We start from the raw sequence: 14,235 nt of genomic DNA, 5'->3' as shown, positions 1-14,235 counted from the left end.
GCAGGTCTCAGCCGTGCGGGGTGGACGAGGTGTTGACCTCCTCGAGCTGGTGCGCGACGGCCGCCTGGACGCCGGCGTCGGTCCAGACCAGCCGCAGGTCTCGGTGGCCTTCGCGCTCGGCGACGGCGTCGACTGCCCGGGCCACCTCAGGTGCGGGGTCACCGGCCAGCACCGCGGGGTGAACGTAGGACGTCCGGGCCACCGCGGGGGTGTTGCCCAGCAGCGCGGCGGCGCTGACGACGGCGACTCGTGGTGAATCCGGCGACGCGCGGGTAGCGAGGCCCGGCAGTACGGCGCCGGCCCGGGCGGCCGCGGCCACGACGGTGCCGGACCAGGTGCGGAATGCCTTGGCGGTGGCCGGCAGACCGATCAGACCGTGCAGGTAGGCGTTGACCGTCGCGCTGCTCACCGGGCCAGGGGGCCGCGGGTGCGTCGCGGCGCGAAACAGTGGCTGGTCCGGCGTGCCAGGCATCGCCAGCAGCGCGACGACGACCCGTGCGCTGTCCGCGTCGTCGACGTCGGTGATCCGGTGCAGATGCTCCTTGGCCACGTAGTCGAAGTGCAGCACGCTGCCGGTGATTGTTACCTGGTCGCGGCGCAGTGTGGTCAGGCCGTAGGTGTGATTGTCGCGGAGATAGCGGCTGCTGCCGACGCGGAAGAAGCCGCGGTCGAGCAGGCGCGTCATGGCAGCGAGTACCGGCCGACGGTCCGGGTGGTCCCCGAGAGGCTCCGACACGTGGTCGGCCACGGTTCGGCGCAGCGACGGCAGGGCGCGTCCGAAGGCCGCCAGCGCGCCGAACTTGTCCTCGGCGTGCGCCTGAAGGACGGCCGGGAGGTAGCGGTACTGCGTCCGTCCCCGCGCATCCACGCCGGTCGCCTGCACGGCCGCCTGCGGGTCGGCGGCGGCCCACACCTCGCGCCAGGCGGGCGGTACGGCCAGTTCCGCCAGACGCGCCAGCTCACCAGCGTCCTCGACCGGCCGGCCCGCCTCGTCGTACCAGACGAGACGTCCTTCGATCCGCACGCGGTGCAGGCCGGGTGGGCGGAGAGCCTTCATCCGGCCGGTTCGATGTGCAGCAGACCGTTGGTCAAGGTCGATGGCGTGAGGTGGCGGTAGCCGACCGAGTCGAACACCACGAGCAGCTCGTGCGCATCGGCGGACAGCACCACGCCTGCGCCCCACAAGCGGTGCTGTAACCGGGTGCCGGGGTCGACGCCGGCACCCGGGTACAGCTCGCCTGCTGGGCGCAGCGGCGCGCGCAACTGACGTACAGGCCGACGATCGTTGTCGCAATTGCCGCACGGACCGGTGAACGCCTCTCCGAACCAGGCCAGCAGCTCCGCGCGGCGGCAGTGCTGTGTCTCGGCGTAGTGGCGGACCGCGTCGATCCGGCTCTCGGCGACGGCATGGCGCGCCTGCTCCGCGTCATGTGTCCGCCGAACCGTCCCGGCGGCCTGCTCTGCGTCGAGGTGCGGGATCACGGTGCCCGCGCGCAGGGTCGCGGCCCCGGCGTCCGCGAGCCGTTCGACGATCTTTTCGGTCCGCCGGACGCCGAGGCCGGTGCGGCGGGCCAGGTCGGGAAGTTCGAGCGGGCCGGCGGTCCGGGTGAGCACGGCCAGCACGGCGTCCACGTCGGCGTCGCGGACCCGGGCAGCCGCGGCGAACATCCGTGGCAGCCGCAGGTCACCCGGGTTGAACACCAGCACCGCCCGGGCCGGCTGACCGTCCCGGCCGGCGCGTCCGACCTCTTGGTAGTACTCGTCGAGACTGCCCGGTGGGCTGGCGTGCACCACGCTGCGCACGTCCGGCTTGTCGATGCCCACGCCGAAGGCGCTGGTGGCCACCACGACGTCCAGGTCGCCGGTGAGAAAGGCGTCCTGGGTCGCTGAGCGCTCTGCGGCCGGCAGGCCGGCGTGGTACGGCGCTGCTTGGACGTCCCTGTGCCGGAACCTCCCGGCCATCTCCTCGCAGTGCCGGCGGGTGGCCGCGTAGACCAGGGCGGGCGTAGGGCCCGAGAGAGCGGCCTGCACCACGGCGACGTCGGCCCGTTCGCGGTCGGCGGCGGAGTTCCCGTGGACGGCGTGAACCGCGAGGCTGATGTTGGGCCGGTCGAAACTGGCGACGACGACCGCCGGGTCGGTCATGCCGAGCCGGCGGGTGATCTCGCCCTGCACGGGCGGGGACGCGGTCGCGGTCAGCGCGAGCACCTGCGGGTGACCAAGCAGCCGGCGCGCGTCGGCCAGCTGGAGATAGTCGGGGCGGAAGTCCAGCCCCCACTCGCTGACGAGATGCGCTTCGTCGACGACGAGCATGGTGCACGACCGCCCGCTGGTGGAGAGCAGTTCGCGGGTGCCCGGCCGAGTCAGCTGCTCCGGCCCGAGCAGCAGGAAGTCCAGCGCACCTTCCCGAAGGGCAGCCTCTGCGGCGCGCTGCTCGGCGACGTGTACCAAGGCGTTCAGCTGCGCGGCCCGCAACGGCCGGCCGTCGGGCATCGAGCGGCCGGCCAGCCCTCGCAGCTGGTCGCGTTGCAGTGCCACCAAGGGGGAGACGACGACGGTCAGCCCGCCGGACAGCAGCCCGGCGAGCTGGTAGACGCCGCTCTTGCCGCTGCCGGTCGCGATGACGCCAAGGGTGTCCCGCCCCGCCAGGACCGGTTCCAGCACCTGCCGTTGCGCGGCGCGAAGGCTGGACCAGCCGAAGACGCTTCGGGCCAGTGCCTCGGCGGTGTCTTGTGCTCCGTCCGCCCCGAATCCGGTGGTCGACCTCCGCTGCGCATCATCCACCCTTCCATCTTGGTGGGCTTGTTCTGCCGCTGGCATCAGTCGGATGACTGTCACCCAGTAGGCGGGTGGCGCCGATGCCTGTGGCAACAGCCGCCATCGGCGTCACTCCGCGGTCAGCACCCGTACCGGGTCATGCCTCAGCCGCAGCACCGCCGGGACGACCGTGGCGGTGAGCACCAGCACCAGTCCACCGGCGGCGGTCACTCCGACGGCCGCGAGACCCGCAGTGGCGGCGCTCAAGGACTGCCAGCCGAGCGCCCAGACCCCGGCGACCGCCCCGGACGCGACTGCGACTGTCCCCAGCAGTGCGGCGGTGCCCACCTGGACCACCGCCTCCCACGCAGCCGAGGCGACGACCGTGCCGGGCGTGCCGCCGGCGGCCTCCAGCAGTGCGGCGTCCCTGGTCCGCGCCCGACCGGACATGGCGACCGTCGCTGCGGCGCCGACGGCCGCGAGCAAGAGCGGGCCGCCCAGAAGCAGGACGACGAACTGTGCCGGTATCTCGGCCGACGGTGTGCCGGTCCGCGCGGCTTCGAACGCGCCGACGGCGCCGTGCGCGGAGTACAGGCCACCGGTGAGGGCAATGGTCACCACCAGCGGGTTGATGGCCGCGGTACTGCGGTCCAGGGCGGCGAAGGCGACGTTCCTGGCCAGGTACCAGGAGGCGGACGCCCGTGCCGGCACCAGGCTGGTCCAAGCCCGGGCCAGCGGTGCGGTGGCCAGCGGGGACACGGCGACGAGCAGGCCGGAGACCATCGGCGGTATCAGCGACAACGACGTCTCGAGGTCGGCCGGGGCCCGGCCGCGCAGACCGACAACGACGGAGGTGATCACAGCCAGGAGGCCGGCGCCCAGCAGCCAGCGCACGCGGGTCATGCTGAGCTGGGGAACCGCCGCCTCACGCAGCAGCTCGAGACCAGACACGCGCCCGGCTCGGCGTGCGGTGCCCGATCCACCGGCCAGCAGCAGCCCGGCGACCACGGCGACGGTCGCGAAGGCTCCGACCGCACCGAGCCGCAAGCGGACGCCATCCAGTCCCGAGGAGCCGGCGAAGACGTAGTTGGCCACGGGCTGCAGCAGCGGCGCCGTCAGCAGGCAGCCGAGCACCGCACCGACTGTCCCGACGACCACCAGCTGGACGAGCACGATGGTCCGGATGGAGCCAGGGCCGATCCCGACCATTTGCCACAGCGCATGGTCGCGCCGGTGCAGCGACACGGTCAGGCCGGCCACCGAGCTGAAGACCACCACGGCAGCGACCGAGGTGAAGACGAGCAGCGAGCCGCTGATCCCGTACAGGGCCAGCCCGGTGTTGCCCGGCGTGCGGTACGCGGCCTCGGCGAGGCTCGCGCTGACGGCGACGGCCGCGGCGCCGGCCGCAGAGACGGCGACGAGCCCCAGCCAGATGCGGGCGTTGAAGATCAGGTCACGGGTCAGCAGACGAAGCATGCTCAGCCCACCGAGTCTTTCGCGGTGATCTCCTCGAACACCTGCTCCGGAGTCGGCCGGGTGAGTTCGCGAGAGACCAGCCCGTCGCGCAGAACCAGCACCCGGTCGGCCCGGGCGGCGGCCGCGACGTCGTGGGTGACGAGCACCACCGATCGGGACCCGGCCGCGGTTGCCCGCAGCAGATCGAGTACCTGGGCACCGGCGGTGGTGTCCAGCGCGCCGGTCGGCTCGTCGGCGAACACGATCTCCGGACCGGTGGCCAGCACCCGGGCGATGGCGACCCGCTGCTGCTGCCCGCCGGACAGCGCGGCCGGCCGGTGCCCTCCGCGCTCGGCGAGTCCGACCTGTGCGAGAGCACGGTCCACGTCGGCGGCCGTGAGGTCGCGGCGGGCGAGCCGCGCGGGCAGGGCGACGTTCTCCCGCGCCGTGAGCGAGGGGATGAGGTTGTAGGACTGGAACACGAAGCCGATGCGTCCCCGACGGAGCTTGGCGAGCTGGCTCCGCCGCAGGGTGGACAGTGGCTGTCCGAGCAGCTGGACGGTGCCTGAAGTGGCGGGCTGCAGGCCGGACAGGCAGTACAGCAGGGTGGACTTGCCGGAGCCGCTGGGGCCGACGATCGACACCAGCTCACCGGGCTCCACCCGGAGCGACACGCCCCGCAGTACCTGGACCGGTGGACCGCCGTCGGGACCGGGGAATGTCGCGGTCAGGTCATGGGCCTCGAGCAACGGGGGCATCAGCGTCTCGCATCGTCGGTCGGTCGGTCCGGAACCACGGACCGGCCGCGCCGGATCCGGGCGGCTCGCCCGATCCTTCCGTGGCGTCGACGGTGCCGGTATCGGTCATCTGACTGCTACCGGCACAGCGACTGGTACGGCGCAGCCAGGCGGCCCGGTCACTTGCTGGGCTGGTCGTCCTCAGCGCCGTGCCCGCGGCGGCGCCCGGCAAGGGCGTCCCGCAACTGGCCGCGCACCGTGATGCCGAGCTTCGGGTACACCCGGTACAAGTGAGCGCCGACGGTGCGGTGGGACAGATAGAGCTGGTCAGCGATCTCCTTGTTGGTCAGGCCGCGGGCTGCCAGCCGCGCGACCTGCAGCTCCTGAGGAGTGAGCAGGCTGGTCAGGTCGGACTCCGCTTCCCGCCCGGGGCGTACCGGCACGATCCCGGCGGCGCGGAGCTCGGCTGCCGCCCGCTCGGCCCACGGATGGACTCCCGCGGCGTCCAGCGGATGCAGCGCCTCGGTGAGCTGCTCACGGGCGGGCACCAACCGGCGCTGGCGGCGCAGCCACTCCCCGTACAGCAGTCGAGTGCGAGCCAGCTCCAGCGGGGTGCCGGCAGCCTGGCCGGCGTTGACGGCTGCCGCGAAGTGCTGCTCGGCCGCGGGACCGTCGGTCAGCAGCGCCCGGCTGCGCGCGACCAGCATGGCCAGATGCGCTGAACCGAAGGCCGCGGCTGCCTGCTCAGCCGCGTCCACAGCAGGGATGACCGCGCGGGCCTGTCCCGCCCGTACGGCGGCCTCCGTCAGGTCACCCAGCGCCCAGAGCGCCGTCGTGGGGTGGGCAGACACCTGCATGACTTCCGACCAGGCGTCGCGGTACCGCTGCTCGGTCAGCGCAATCAGCCCGCCGGCCCAGGCCTGGTCCGCGGTCACCAGTGCCAGTGGCGCCAGTGCCGACAGCTCCCGGCTGCGGGCAAGGGTCGCCTTGGCCCGGGGGAGGTCCCCGCGCCAGGCCATCACCCGGGCCGCCACCGCAGCGGTCGCGGCGGTGCTGATGGGCAGGCCCATCTCCTCGAACATCCGCAGTGCCTGCTCGGCGTCGTCCAGCGCAGGCAGCAACCGCCCGAGCAGCAGTCCGGTGTTCGCCCGCCCGCGCAGCGCCTGGCACTCGTCGTTGGGAAAGCCCGTACGGCGTGCCAGCTCCGCCGTACTGCCCCAGATCCGGTACGCCGTGGGCAGGTCCTGCAGTGACTCCGCGGTGAGCGCGAGGATCTGCTGGCCCAGCAGGTCCTCGGACAGCACGGTCGCCAGTCGGCCGAGCTGGGGCCGTTCCTCGGCTGCCCGGCCGATCGGGTCGAGCAGGGCCAGCGCCATGTGCTGGACGGGGTCCCAGCGGCCCAGGTCGATCGCGGCGAGCTCCGCCTCGACGGCGCGCCGCTCGGACTCGGGCAAGGCCCGGCCGAAGCACTCGATCGCGGCACCCCACAGAACGGCGACCCGCTCCTGCCGGTGCTCGCCGCCTCCGGGACCGGCGAGGCGGTGCGCGAGCGCGATGAGGTCCGCGGGGCTGGGCCCCGGCGTACCCGCGGTGTTGCTGAGCAGCAGCCGCGTCGTGGCGAGCTCGACCAGCACCCGCGCGTCGGTGGCGAACGGCACGGCCTCGTCCATCAGGCTCAGCGCGACCGAGGTCGCCCCGGCCCGGCGCGCGATCTCGGCCGCCGCGGCCAGCCGTCGCGCCCGCTCCGACGGCTCCGGCGACAGCTCGGCCGCCCGGTGCAGCGCGGCGACCGCCTCCGACTGAGCGCCTCGTCGGCGAGCCGCCTCTCCGGCGCGTTCGAGCAGGCCGGCGACCTCCTCGTCGCGTTCGTACGCGGCTGCCGCCCGGTGCCACGCCGCACGGCTGGGGTCGGTCGCCGCTTCGGCCAGGGCACGGTGGACCTCGGCACGCTGCACGGTGGTGGAGGCCCCGTAGACCGCCGAGCGCACCAGGGGGTGGCGGAACGCCAACCGGTCGCCGACGACCGACACGAGTCCCGCCCGTTCGACCGGGTCCAGGTCGGCCGGAGCGACGCCGAGTCGGCGCCCGGCCGCGAAGAGCTCGCTCGCGGCGGCGTCATGGGCCGTGGCGGCGAGCAACAGCATGCGGCCGCTGGCCGGCGGCAGCACGGCCGCGGCGCCGAGAAATGCTTGCTCGAGGCGCCGAGTGGTCGGCAACCGGCCGGCCGGCCGGAGCTCCTCCTCGTCGCCGCGGGCGCTGACCGCAGAGGCGAACTCCCGCAGCGCCAGCGGATTGCCGCCGGCCTCGGCCAGCACCCGGCGCCGCGCCTGGGCGTTCAGCTGGACGGGAAGGGCGTCCAGCAGCGTGCCGGCCTCCTCGGCCCCGAGCGGGGGAAGTGTGATGCGGGTCAGCGGCACCCCGCGCAGGGGATCGTCGGCGCCGCCGGTGCGTACGCTCATCAGCAGCAGGATCGGGGCGTTGGTCAGGCGACGGGCCACGAAGGTGAGCGTCTCGACCGTCGAGCGGTCCAGCCACTGCAGGTCCTCCACCACGAGGATCAGTCGTTGCCTCGAGGCGACCTCCTCCAGCAGCCCGAGCACGGCCAAGTTGATCAGCAACCGCTCCGGCGCGGGTCCCTCGACCAGCCCGAAGGCGGTCGACAACGCGGCCCGCTGGCGCGTGGGCAGCAGGGGCAGCAGGTCGAGCACTGGGTGCAGCAGCTCGTGCAGTCCGGCGAACCCGGCCGTCGTCTCGCTCTGCACCCCGGTGCAGCGCAGCTCGCGAAAGCCTGCTTCGGCGGCCAGTCCCGCGGCTGCGCTCACCAGCGCGGTCTTGCCGATGCCCGCGTCGCCCTGGACCACCGCCGCCTGGCCGCTGTCGACCACGGTGGCGACCAGCTGGGCCAGGGTGGCCAGCTCCTGGGACCGGCCGATCATGGCTGCCGGACCCTGCCAACCACCGGTGGCCCGGCGTGCGAGCAGGGCGGCGCTGTGCCCGCGGGCCCGGAAAGGCAGTCAGGTGACCGATGTGTGCCGGTACGCGCGGCGGCGACGGTTGACGAGCACGCACTCCAGCGTGCAGCAACCGAGAGGATCCGTACCGTGACCGAGCCCGTCAAGCCCGTGCTGGAGGCACTCGCGCAGGCGTTCAGCGACGCCAATGCCACGCCTCCGTTCCTGTACCAGCTCTCCCCGGAAGAGGGCCGCAAGATCGTCGAAAGTGTACAGAGCGACCCGCCGCCGGTGCTCGCCGCCGCCGACGTCTCCGACCTGACCGTCGAGGGTGGCCCGACCGGGTCGGTCCGGGTCCGGATCGTGCGCCCGGCCGGCGCCACCGGGGTGCTGCCGGTGATCCTGTACGTGCACGGGCTGGGCTGGGTGTTCGGCGGGCCGCAGACCCACGACCGGCTGGTCCGCGAGCTCGCCGTCGGTGCGCAGGCCGCGGTGGTCTTCCCCGACTACGACCTCGCGCCGGAGCACAAGTACCCGACGCAGATCGAGCAGGTCTACGCCGTCGCCGACTGGATCGCGATGAACGGTCCCGAGGAGCGCCTGGACACCAGCCGCATCGCGATCGCGGGCGACTCGGTCGGCGGCAACATGGCGGCCGTCACCACCCTGCTCGCCAAGCAGCGCGGCGGCGTGTCCTTCGCCGGGCAGCTGCTGTACTACCCGGTGACGAACGCCGACTTCGAGACCGGCTCGTACCACCAGTTCGCCGAGGGCTACTTCCTTCCCCGGGAGGGGATGAAGTGGTTCTGGGACCAGTACACGACCGACCCCGCGGAGCGGGCGGAGATCACCGCGTCCCCGCTGCGCGCCTCGCTGGACGAGCTGTCCGGGTTGCCGCCGGCGCTGGTGATCGTGGGGGAGGCCGACGTGCTCCGCGACGAGGGCGAGGCGTACGCCGCCAAGCTGCGCGCGGCCGGCGTACCGGTGACCGCGGTCCGGTACGCCGGGATCGTGCACGACTTCGTCGGCCTGAACCCGCTGCGGCACACCTACGCCGCCGAGGCCGCCATCAACCAGGGCATCGCGTTCCTGCGCGGCGTTCTCGGCACCGACTGACCGACCAGGCGTGCGACTCGTCCGGGCGCGTGCTCGCGCCGCCTTCGACCGAGCAGGACGGGTCGTCCTGCGCTTGGCCAAGCGCAGGGATCAGCGGCCCGTGCTGCCGTCGATCAGTTCGCGCAGGATGTCGGCGTGCCCGGCGTGGCGGCCGGTCTCCTCGATCAGGTGCGTCAGGGCCCAGCGCAGGGACGGGGGCCGGCCGCTGGACGCGCGGCGGTTGACCGGCGCTGTGAGGTCGTCGCAGTCGGCGAGGAGTTCGTTCACCTGGGCGGCGGTGTCGCGGTAGGCGGTCAGAACCGTTTCCACCGTGTCGTCCGGAGTCGGCTGGAAGGTGGCTTGCCAGTCGGCCACCTTCTCGCCGAGGAAGGTGTACCGCTCGACGGACGTGAGGTGCTTGACCAGCCCGAGCAGGTTGGTTCCCGAGGCGACGCCGGGGGTCCGGACCTGGGGTTCGGGAACGTGCTCGATCTTGGCGGCGATCGAGCCGCGCAGGTAGTCGAGGAAGCCGAGCAGCACCTCCTTCTCCCCGAGCCCGGTGCTCGGTGGAGGCGTGTCGCGCCGGCGGCGGGAGGAGCGTCGGTGGGTCGTGGTCATGCGTTCTCCGATCGAGGGCCAGGGCGCCACCTTCGCTCACGGCGCCGACCCGCCGCACGGAATCTTGCCGGTCCGGCAAAGTCAGTCCTGTGTCGTCGAAAGGATGACATTGGGGAATGTCGTCGAGCGGCTGACCGTTGTACCGTGGAAGAACTCGGACAACACGTGAGACGCAGTGAGGTGATGGCGATGGCTCTTCCGACGCGTCGGCACAGCTCCGATCCCGCGCGACGTGGCGACGTCGGGGCGGTGCGCTGGCTGCCGACCGATCCGTTCGCGGACTTCGAGGACATCTACCGGCGGATGGACCAGATGATGCGCTCGTTCGGCAGCATCGACCGGGGCGGCTGGCCGCAGGTCCCGGTGGACATCGAGGAGACCGGCGACGCGTACGTGGTCGAGATCGACCTGCCGGGGGTGGCGCGGGACGACGTGACCCTGGAGTGGAACGACCGGGAACTGACCGTGCACGGCGAGGTCAAGGAACGTGAGCGCACCGGATTCCTGCGCACGCAGACCCGCCGGGCCGGCCAGTTCCACCACTCGATCACCCTGCCGGGCGAGGTCGACGGTGACCGGATCGCGGCGTCGCTGGAGGACGGCGTACTGACGGTACGGGTGCCCAAGGCGGACAGCGGCAGAGCGCGCAGGATCCAGATCACCAGCAGCGGTCAGAAGCAGCTCAACTCCTGATTCGCGGGTCCGGCCCGCGGCGGGGACCACGCGGCGGGCCGGACCAGCCCTGCACGCACCGATCGCTCGAGAAGGGACGCCGAGGCCATGTGCGCCACGTACTTTCCGCACACCCGGGCGGGCGACCCGGTCGTGGTTCACGGCCGCCGCGGATGTGGCCTGACCCAGGGCGTACGCCGGTACCTCGACCGCGCGGACATCCCCTACCACTACGTCGACCTCGACCTGAATCCGCTGGACGAGACCCGGCTGGCCTGGATCACCGGCGGCCGGGTTCACAGCCCGGTGGTGTCCGTGGGCGGCGAAGTACTGGTCCAGCCCACCACCAGCGAACTGGAACTGACCCTCACGACGAGAGGCCTGCCGATCGGCGTGACAACCCAGCACCAGAGGGCCCGAACGTGACAGCCAGTCGCCGGCGGATCAGCGAGTCGAGGCGTTCCCAGGCCGGTGACGAGGCGTTGACCTCGGCCTGGAGGAGCCGGGGGATCGCCGGGTCGGTCAGCGTGTCGGCCTGGTCCCGGAAGTTCGCGGCGGCGGTGTCGAGGTAGGTGGTGAACACGACGATCCACAAGTCGCGTTCCATCGCCACCCAGCGAGCGGTGAAGCCGAGCTCCGGCAACTGCCGGAGGTGGTGTTCGACCTCGTCGGGGAGGAGCCGCACTTCACCTGCCGCGAGTTCCCGCAGCCGTTGCTGGGTCCGGCGCAGCTGCTCGATCCGCGCGGTCATCTCCTGGTCCAGCTGGTCGAGTGCGTGCTGGAACTCCGCGACCGGCGACGTGCTCAAGGTGGGGATCTTGGCCAGCGGTACGCCGGCTTCGGCGAGCGTCCGGAGCTTGATCAGCTCGACGACGGCCTGCGCGGAGTACCGGCGGTAGCCGGAGGAGTCCCGCTCGGGCTCGGGCAGCAGGCCCTTGGCGTGGTAGACCCGGATCGTCTTGGTCGAGACGCCGACGGCGCGGGCGAGCTGTCCGATGGTGAGCACGCTCAGATCGTCTCGTACTTGACCTTGCCCCCGGGGCAACGTCGCACGATCGGGACATGACGAACTTCGCCGCCGACCGGGAAACCCTGCGGGCACTGGCCGATGAAGGCAACGAGAAGGCGCTGGACCGGCTCGCCGACCTGGCCGACGAGCTCGGTGATCTCGACGAGCTCAACGAGCTGCTGGACGAGGGGTGTGAGCGCGCGGGCCGGTTCCTCACCCGCCGGGCGGTGGCCGCCGGCGACCTGCGCGAGCTGCAGCGGCTTCACGACGCCGGCGCGGAGGAGGCCGGCGACGAGCTCGACCGGTTGCTCGAGCCCGACGACTGAGCGAACGGCACGGAACCAGCGCGTCGGCGGTGTTAGAAGCTTGTCAGAAGTCGCCAGTTCGCCGCGTGCGCTGACTACGCTGCGCCGGTGCCTCTCTCGACAGTGCTCTGGACCATCGCGGCGGTTCTGGCCGTCGCGGGCCTGCTCTACGTCCTGTGGTACCGGATCGTGCTCGGGGCGGTTCTCATCCTCGCCGGCTTGGGTCTTGGCCTGGCCAGCGGTCTTCAGCTCGACTGAGAACCAGCCTTCGCCTTCCGGTCAGTCCTGCCTGCTTCGGCGGGCGAAGCCGTAGTACGCGGCGACCGAGTCCCGGTACGCCGGCGCTTCGTCGTCGGGGTCGAACGGTGGTCCGCCGTCGATCTCCCGGCCGGAACGGTCGACGTGCACGGTTCTGGTCGCCTCGTCGATGTGGTGCACCACCCCGGCCGGCACGAGCACCGGGAGCAGCAGCGCGTGGCCGAGCAGCCGGGGTCCGGTGGACACGGTGAGACCGCCGCGGCTGCCGCTCAGCTCGGCACGGTCGACCCGGCCGATCTCTCCGTCGGTCGCGTGCACGGTGTAGCCGGCAAGGTCGAGGTCGTCGCGATGGCCGGCGTCGGGCCGAAAGGTCCAAGCGTCGCCGTCGAGGTCGTCGGTAGGCATGGCTCCTCCACGAGGTAGCGATCTCTGCTTCGATCCGTACCCCGTCCGGCCCTCGGGAAAGGCAACAACAGACGGCGAACAGATGGCCGTCACGCGTTCTTCAGGAATCTCTCGTCGGGCGGGCCCGCTGGCGTGATGCCGTCGCGCACGCCCACCGGGTGACGAACGCGGCTACTGGACGCCGTACTGCGCCGTGTCCGGGTGCTCGAAGAGCAGGATGTGGGCGGGCTCGTCGGCGACCGGTCGGTGGCGGAGGCCCGCCGGTACGACGAAGAGGTCTCCGGCTTCGAGGTGGACCGGTGAACGGTCGGCCAGCTCGATCCGGAAAGCCCCGTCCCAGCACAGGAACAGCTCGTCCTCGTCGTGGTGGTGCCAGGGGAACTCGCCGTGCACCTGGGCGACTCGCACCACCGACTCGTTGACGGCGGCCAGTTCGCGTTGCTGCCACGGCCCGGGAAGCGCGGCGATGGTCTTGGGAATCGACACGGGATCAGTCATGGTTCGAGCTTCGCCGCTCGGCCGGCGCGACGGCAGAGCCAAAACGATGATATTGGTTTGTTGATGGAGCCAATTGATCTCGTCGGGCGTCTCGGCCGCTGGGCCACCGGGCGCGGGCCTCTGTACGCGCTGCTGGCCGGACGCCTCCGGCAGCTGATCGACGACGGCGACCTCGGCCCCGGCGTCCTGCTGCCCCCTGACCGGACGCTGGCGGCCGCGCTCTCGGTCGGCCGGAGCACTGTGGTTGCCGCCTACAACCAATTGATCACCGAGGGCCGGATCGTCCGCCGGCAGGGCAGCGGCACCCGAGTCGCCGGTACGCCGGCCGCCACGCCGCCCGAGACCACCGGGGCGCCGGTGTTCCTGCATCTGCTGGAGCCTCAGGACGGCACGATCATGCTGGCCTGCGCAGCGCCTGCCGTTCCACCCCCGGAACTGGCCGACGCGTACGCCGCCGTGCTGCCGCGGCTCGCCTCCTACGGCATCGGCTACCACCCGGCCGGCGTACTGGAGCTTCGTCAGGCGCTGGCGGATCGCTACACCCGGCAAGGGCGGCCGACTCACCCGGACCAGATCCTGGTGACGAACGGCGGCCAGCAGGCACTGAGTCTGCTGGCCCGGTCCTTCGTCGCGCCCGGGGATCCGGTCCTGCTCGAAGCACCCACGTATCCCGGTGCGCTGGAGGTGTTCCGTGACCAGGCGGCGACGCTGCATCCGCTGCCCGTCGGTCTGGACGGGTTCGAGGCCGCGGTCCGTCGCCGTCGCCCGGCGCTGGCCTACGTCGTTCCGGTGTTCCAGAACCCGACCGGCGGGGTGCTCGGCTCGCTCCAGCGGCAACGTCTGGCCGCGGTCGCGCAGCGGTACGGCGTACCGCTGGTCGAGGACGAGATCCTCGCCGACCTCGCTTTTCCCGGCACGGACCAGCCGCGGCCGGACCCGACAGCGTGATCTCGCTGGGCTCACTGAGCAAGGTCTTGTGGGGCGGCCTGCGGATCGGCTGGCTTCGGGCAGCCAAGCCGGTGATCGCCCGGCTGGCCCGGCTGCGCGCAGTCGACGACCTCGGCGGCAACGTGCCGACGCAACTGGCGGCGTCGGTGCTCGTCGCACAACTCGACGAACTACGCCGGCACCGGTCCGCCGACCTGAAGAGCCGCCACGACCTGCTGGTCGCCGAACTCGCTCGCGCCCTGCCCGAGTGGGAGGTGACGCCCGTTTCCGGCGGGCAGACGCTGTGGATCCGCCTGCCGTACGGCGACGGGACGTCGTACGCGCAGGCAGCTCTGCGGGAGGGCGTGGCGGTGCTGGCCGGCGAGGGCCTCGACGCGGGCGGCGGCAGCCGGGAGTACCTGCGCGTGCACTTCCAGGCCGAGCCATCAGACCTCGTCGAGGCCGTACGCCGGATGGCCGCCGCCTGGCAGACCTACCGTCCACCCACCCGCCGAATCACCGGTTCCCCGGCCCTGACGATCTGATCC

At 72.3% G+C, this 14,235-nt stretch carries 16 protein-coding genes; 7 read left to right on the top strand and 9 right to left on the bottom strand.

Annotated elements, in window-relative coordinates:
• Positions 1-7: 7 nt before the first annotated feature.
• The 5 genes from KFLA_RS19840 to KFLA_RS19820 all read right to left on the bottom strand — a co-directional run bounded on the left by KFLA_RS19840 (position 8) and on the right by KFLA_RS19820 (position 7,885).
• Positions 8-1,057, bottom strand: a complete 1,050-nt coding sequence (locus KFLA_RS19840) for a DNA topoisomerase IB (protein ID WP_012921599.1) — start codon at positions 1,055-1,057, stop codon at positions 8-10.
• Positions 1,054-2,784 (bottom strand): RecQ family ATP-dependent DNA helicase, encoded by a 1,731-nt coding sequence (locus KFLA_RS19835; protein ID WP_012921598.1) that lies wholly within the window; start codon positions 2,782-2,784, stop codon positions 1,054-1,056. Before KFLA_RS19835 ends, KFLA_RS19840 begins: the two co-directional genes overlap by 4 nt.
• A 102-nt stretch (positions 2,785-2,886) precedes the next feature.
• Positions 2,887-4,233: an ABC transporter permease family protein gene (locus KFLA_RS19830; protein WP_012921597.1), complete on the bottom strand. Its 1,347-nt coding sequence runs from the start codon at positions 4,231-4,233 to the stop codon at positions 2,887-2,889.
• A 2-nt stretch (positions 4,234-4,235) separates the two neighbouring features.
• Positions 4,236-4,970: an ABC transporter ATP-binding protein gene (locus KFLA_RS19825; protein ID WP_012921596.1), complete on the bottom strand. Its 735-nt coding sequence runs from the start codon at positions 4,968-4,970 to the stop codon at positions 4,236-4,238.
• A gap of 158 nt (positions 4,971-5,128) precedes the next feature.
• Positions 5,129-7,885 carry an AAA family ATPase gene (locus KFLA_RS19820; RefSeq protein WP_012921595.1) on the bottom strand — a complete coding sequence of 919 codons (2,757 nt, stop codon included), beginning with the start codon at positions 7,883-7,885 and terminating at the stop codon, positions 5,129-5,131.
• A gap of 165 nt (positions 7,886-8,050) precedes the next feature.
• On the opposite strand from KFLA_RS19820, the gene KFLA_RS19815 reads away from it, so the two are divergent.
• Positions 8,051-9,016 (top strand): alpha/beta hydrolase, encoded by a 966-nt coding sequence (locus KFLA_RS19815; protein WP_012921594.1) that lies wholly within the window; start codon positions 8,051-8,053, stop codon positions 9,014-9,016.
• Between the two features lie 90 nt (positions 9,017-9,106).
• Here the strand turns inward: KFLA_RS19815 and KFLA_RS19810 are convergent, their stop codons facing one another.
• Positions 9,107-9,613, bottom strand: a complete 507-nt coding sequence (locus KFLA_RS19810) for a DinB family protein (protein WP_012921593.1) — start codon at positions 9,611-9,613, stop codon at positions 9,107-9,109.
• 189 nt (positions 9,614-9,802) lie between these two features.
• Here KFLA_RS19810 and KFLA_RS19805 point away from each other — a divergent pair, with 189 nt between their 5' ends.
• On the top strand, positions 9,803-10,306 hold the full coding sequence (locus tag KFLA_RS19805; RefSeq protein ID WP_012921592.1) for an Hsp20/alpha crystallin family protein: 504 nt from the start codon (positions 9,803-9,805) through the stop codon (positions 10,304-10,306).
• 87 nt (positions 10,307-10,393) lie between these two features.
• Positions 10,394-10,711 (top strand): glutaredoxin family protein, encoded by a 318-nt coding sequence (locus tag KFLA_RS19800; protein ID WP_012921591.1) that lies wholly within the window; start codon positions 10,394-10,396, stop codon positions 10,709-10,711.
• Here the strand turns inward: KFLA_RS19800 and KFLA_RS19795 are convergent.
• Positions 10,653-11,291: a MerR family transcriptional regulator gene (locus KFLA_RS19795; RefSeq protein WP_012921590.1), complete on the bottom strand. Its 639-nt coding sequence runs from the start codon at positions 11,289-11,291 to the stop codon at positions 10,653-10,655. The two genes, KFLA_RS19800 and KFLA_RS19795, sit on opposite strands and share 59 nt — an antisense overlap.
• 56 nt (positions 11,292-11,347) lie before the next feature.
• Between KFLA_RS19795 and KFLA_RS19790 the strand changes: the two genes are divergently transcribed.
• On the top strand, positions 11,348-11,620 hold the full coding sequence (locus tag KFLA_RS19790; protein ID WP_012921589.1) for a hypothetical protein: 273 nt from the start codon (positions 11,348-11,350) through the stop codon (positions 11,618-11,620).
• An 87-nt stretch (positions 11,621-11,707) separates the two neighbouring features.
• A complete protein-coding gene (locus KFLA_RS37975; protein WP_158307289.1) occupies positions 11,708-11,857 on the top strand; it encodes a hypothetical protein in 150 nt (49 codons plus the stop codon).
• Positions 11,858-11,878: 21 nt separating this feature from the next.
• Here the strand turns inward: KFLA_RS37975 and KFLA_RS19785 are convergent, their stop codons facing one another.
• Both KFLA_RS19785 and KFLA_RS19780 read right to left on the bottom strand, forming a co-directional pair.
• Positions 11,879-12,262, bottom strand: coding sequence for a hypothetical protein (locus KFLA_RS19785; protein WP_012921588.1), 384 nt, complete (start codon positions 12,260-12,262; stop codon positions 11,879-11,881).
• A gap of 171 nt (positions 12,263-12,433) precedes the next feature.
• Positions 12,434-12,760: a cupin domain-containing protein gene (locus KFLA_RS19780; protein ID WP_012921587.1), complete on the bottom strand. Its 327-nt coding sequence runs from the start codon at positions 12,758-12,760 to the stop codon at positions 12,434-12,436.
• Positions 12,761-12,823: 63 nt separating this feature from the next.
• Here KFLA_RS19780 and KFLA_RS39375 point away from each other — a divergent pair, with 63 nt between their 5' ends.
• Both KFLA_RS39375 and KFLA_RS39370 read left to right on the top strand, forming a co-directional pair.
• Positions 12,824-13,708 (top strand): aminotransferase-like domain-containing protein, encoded by an 885-nt coding sequence (locus KFLA_RS39375; RefSeq protein WP_202796993.1) that lies wholly within the window; start codon positions 12,824-12,826, stop codon positions 13,706-13,708.
• On the top strand, positions 13,705-14,232 hold the full coding sequence (locus KFLA_RS39370; RefSeq protein WP_202796992.1) for an aminotransferase class I/II-fold pyridoxal phosphate-dependent enzyme: 528 nt from the start codon (positions 13,705-13,707) through the stop codon (positions 14,230-14,232). Before KFLA_RS39375 ends, KFLA_RS39370 begins: the two co-directional genes overlap by 4 nt.
• The last annotated feature ends 3 nt before the right edge of the window (positions 14,233-14,235 follow it).

Origin of the sequence: Kribbella flavida DSM 17836, from assembly GCF_000024345.1 — a bacterium.
Lineage (GTDB): Bacteria > Actinomycetota > Actinomycetes > Propionibacteriales > Kribbellaceae > Kribbella > Kribbella flavida.
The sequence above is the reverse complement of the archived record's forward strand: the minus strand, read 5'-3'. Positions and strand labels throughout refer to the sequence as shown.